The sequence below is a fragment of the Macrococcus equipercicus genome, from assembly GCF_004359525.2.
Taxonomy (GTDB): Bacteria; Bacillota; Bacilli; order Staphylococcales; family Staphylococcaceae; genus Macrococcus; species Macrococcus equipercicus.
The window spans coordinates 1-3,844 of record NZ_SCWC02000018.1; the positions used below are offsets into that span (position 1 = coordinate 1).

Genomic DNA, 3,844 nt, shown 5'->3' on the forward strand with positions numbered 1-3,844 from the left:
CACTGATAGATTTAATCCATTACTTAGCAAAGAAATATCATATGCTAAAGTAGATAAAGAAACGCAAAATTATGAAAATATAGTGATTTATGATGCAAATGGCGACGAAAAAAACTATAAACTATCTTTTAAAGGATATGATCCTAGTAAAGAATACGTTGAAATTACACATAAAGGTAAATACGTTGAAAGTATTAAATACATCACTAAATTAAAATTTAATAAAATAATGGGCAAATAGTATGATTAAACTAGATAATATAACAGTTATTAAAGACGAGAAATTAATTTTTGATAATTTTAATATTGAATTTAAGTTAGGTGAATCTTATGCTATTGTAGGTAAAAGTGGTTCTGGAAAATCTACACTTCTTAACACAATAGCAGGATTCGAAAAACCAAAAAATGGAACTATATTTTATAATAATAGTGAAATTAAATTTAATAAAAATTTTTATAGGAATTGCTTAGGGTATCTATTTCAAAATTATGGATTAGTAGATAACAAAAGTGTAAATGAAAATTTAGATATTGGTTTAAAGTTTAAATTAATGACTAAATCAGAAAAAGAAAAATTAAAAGAAGATTATATTAAAGAGTTTAATGTTAATGTTACAAAAAGTAGAAAAATATCAACTCTAAGTGGAGGGGAGCAACAAAGGGTATCTCTTATTAGACTTATATTAAAGTCACCTAGCATAATTTTAGCAGATGAACCTACTGGTGCTCTTGATAAAGAAAATGGCTTTTTTATTTTTTCTAAGCTGTTATCTTTAATTGATAAAGATAAAGTTTTAATTGTAGCAACACACGATATTGATATAGCTCATCAATGTGACAATATAATAAATTTATAAAAATATATTTTCCATTACATTATTAATGGATTCATCCATAACATCCTGATTAATCCCAATATATCTCAAAGTGACAGACTGAGACGAATGATTGAATAGATCCATCAATAAAGCGACATCCTTCGTTTTCCTGTAGTAATGGTAACCAAACGTTTTTCTCATCGAATGTGTGCCGATCTCACTTAAACCGATTGATTTTGCTGAATGATTTAGGATTCTATACGCCTGTACACGACTGATTGGTTTAATATTGCCATCAAAATCGAGTTTATTGCTTTTAAACAGATAATCTTCGTCCTCTAGGAACTGAATATAACGATCAATATCCTCCTTTAGATGGTAAAGGGGGATTTGTTTCTGTTTACGGGTCTTCTGCTCCCGAAGCTTGATGCTGTAGTCCTTGATGTCCTTCTTCTTCAGTCCCAGTAGATCCCCGACACGCAGTCCGCAGTTGATCCCCAGGTTGAACAGGAAGACATCCCGTTCCGACCCGTAGTAGGCGAGCGCCTCCTTCATCTCCTGGATCTTCCGTACATCTCTGATGGGTTCCACACTGTTCATCAAAATCACTCCTATATGATACGTAGAATGTATGTATTGATATCATTATGATACATTATTTCAGCCATAAAAATAAACCCCCTTTGTTTCGGGGATTATCATGTAACATAATTCCTATTGTGTTACATATAAGAATGAATGAAAGAACAAACTAATCAACTCTATAAACATTATATTCATTTAATATAAAGAGGAAAACTAAGAAAAAGAATGAAAAGGAATAACATTATTATATTTTACAGATAATTACTAATTTATAAATTATTTCAAATAAATTCACGATTTTATGGACATTTATTTTAAAATCAAAAAATATATCTAGTATGATCCAGTTTTTGAATAATGACATAAATAAATGGAAATCAATTAAATAATAACTTTTTAAAATAACTTGCATTAGAGTTCACTTTAGGGTTTATGATATTTATATAAAAAGACGAGGAGATAATTTAATGAATATTAAACAAGCAGCGGAAATGTTTGATTTGAGTGTTGATACATTACGTTATTATGAACGTGTCGGCGTTATACCACCAGTTCATCGTAATGAGAGCGGTTATCGGGATTATGCTATCAATGATCTTAATTGGATTTACCTAGCTAAAAGCCTACGAAACGCGGGGATATCGATTGAATCACTTATTGAATTTGCTCAACTCGCACAATTACGTGAATCTCAGAATGTAGAAAAAGCGCAGAAACAGATTTTGTCCGATCAATTAGAAGAATTAGATAAAAAATTAGCGGACATGCGAGAAGTTCGAGATTTACTTATTTATAAGATAGAAACGTATGATGATCATATCGTAAAATTTAAAACAGGTGAATTAGAGCCTGATAAAGTTGAAAAACTATGGGAACGAAAAAAATAAAATTTTTTTCTTGCTATAGACTTAACTCTAAGGTTTAGGATAGAACATGTAAAGAAAGTTATGGGAGGAAAATAATATGCAAACAATTACTTTGAACAATGGAGTAGAAATGCCACAATTAGGATTTGGTGTTTATCAAATTCCATTTGAGGAAACATCTGAAGCAGTCTATCAAGCCATTAAAACTGGATACCGTCTGATTGATACAGCTTCTATTTATGGAAATGAAAAAGAAACAGGTGAAGGAATCAAACGTGCTATCAATGAAGGTCTAGTCACTCGAGAAGAACTTTTTGTTACTTCTAAATTATTTATTCTTCAAGCACCAGAAGAAAAAGCTGCAGAAACAATTGAGTATTCTCTTGAAGTAATGGGGTTGGATTATCTTGATCTTTTTCTTATTCATCAACCATACGGAGATATTTATGGTGCATGGCGCTCAATGGTTACTGCTCAAAAAACAGGAAAATTAAGAGCCATTGGTATTTCAAATTTCAAATCAGCTAAGATGATTGAGTTTGTTGGTTTGAATGAGGTAATACCACAAATTAATCAAATCGAAGTAAATCCTTGGAATCAACGAGTTGAAGACCAAGAATGGAATGAAAAATATGGTGTACAAGTGGAAGCTTGGGCTCCATTTGCAGAAGGTCGTCAAGAACTATTTACCAATCCTGTACTGGCAGAAATAGGTAAAAAGTACGGAAAAACAGTAGGACAAGTTGTATTACGCTGGTTAATACAACGAGGAATTGTGGCTTTAGCAAAATCAGTTCGTCCAGAACGAATGGCTGAAAATATTGATATTTTTGACTTTGACCTTTCAAAAGAAGATATTGAAAAGATAGGGACTTTAGATAGGGGAGAATCTGCATTCTTTGATCATGATGCACCTCAACAAGTAGAATGGTTTATGAATAGGATGTTAGATACAGAAAAATGAGCAAAACATACTGATTATTGGCGCTAGTGGTTACACAGGTAACAATCCTCTTTTAAAATAGCAACCTGATTTTAATTTGATATCATGCCATAGACTTGTCTTATACAAAGGTAACAAAAAGTTTCTGGATATACCGGAAATTTACTATTTGATCAAGATTATGTTAAAATGCGTTTTCCAGCTAACGCTATATGAATTTGGACGATAAAAAAGTAACAGAAATCGTGATTGATGCGATGTATAAAACAGGTGTGCAGCGAATCATTCAAATAGGTATACGGTGAATTTGCAGAACCATTTACCATATGGAATAGTTGTATAATATGAGGATCAGTCGCGCATAATCGGAGTGTACAATATTTCAAGTCCTAAGGGATAACCATTAATAAAGAAAGTTTGGTTAAAATAGATTAAATAAAAACATCACTGAGAAAATAATTCTCGGTGATGTTTTTATTTACAATGTTTAAGTAACATAATTACCATAAACAAGCATATATAATGCCATTTTCCAGCCACCTTCACATAGGTCAGATCACTCACCAGCACCTCCATCGGTCTTTCTCTATAGAATGCTCTACCCAGACCATTGGTGATATCACGTTCGTTTG

Annotated in this window: 5 protein-coding genes; 4 read left to right on the forward strand and 1 reads right to left on the reverse strand. The window is 31.7% G+C overall.

The annotated features are described in order from the left end of the window. Positions 1–241, forward strand: a 241-nt coding sequence (locus tag ERX35_RS11145) for a YxeA family protein (RefSeq protein WP_149459960.1), incomplete at its 5' end; no start/stop codon positions are given. A 1-nt stretch (position 242) separates the two neighbouring features. Continuing rightward, on the forward strand, positions 243–857 hold the full coding sequence (locus ERX35_RS11150; protein ID WP_149459961.1) for an ATP-binding cassette domain-containing protein: 615 nt from the start codon (positions 243–245) through the stop codon (positions 855–857). Here ERX35_RS11150 and ERX35_RS11155 read toward each other — a convergent pair. Next, complete coding sequence (locus ERX35_RS11155) at positions 852–1,418, reverse strand: tyrosine-type recombinase/integrase (RefSeq protein ID WP_149459962.1); 567 nt, start codon at positions 1,416–1,418, stop codon at positions 852–854. The two genes, ERX35_RS11150 and ERX35_RS11155, sit on opposite strands and share 6 nt — an antisense overlap. Positions 1,419–1,870: 452 nt before the next feature. On the opposite strand from ERX35_RS11155, the gene ERX35_RS11160 reads away from it, so the two are divergent. Together ERX35_RS11160 and ERX35_RS11165 are read left to right on the forward strand one after the other, a co-directional pair. Next, positions 1,871–2,290 (forward strand): MerR family transcriptional regulator, encoded by a 420-nt coding sequence (locus ERX35_RS11160; protein ID WP_149459963.1) that lies wholly within the window; start codon positions 1,871–1,873, stop codon positions 2,288–2,290. Between the two features lie 76 nt (positions 2,291–2,366). Beyond that, positions 2,367–3,233, forward strand: a complete 867-nt coding sequence (locus ERX35_RS11165) for an aldo/keto reductase (protein ID WP_149459964.1) — start codon at positions 2,367–2,369, stop codon at positions 3,231–3,233. Positions 3,234–3,844: the final 611 nt, after the last annotated feature.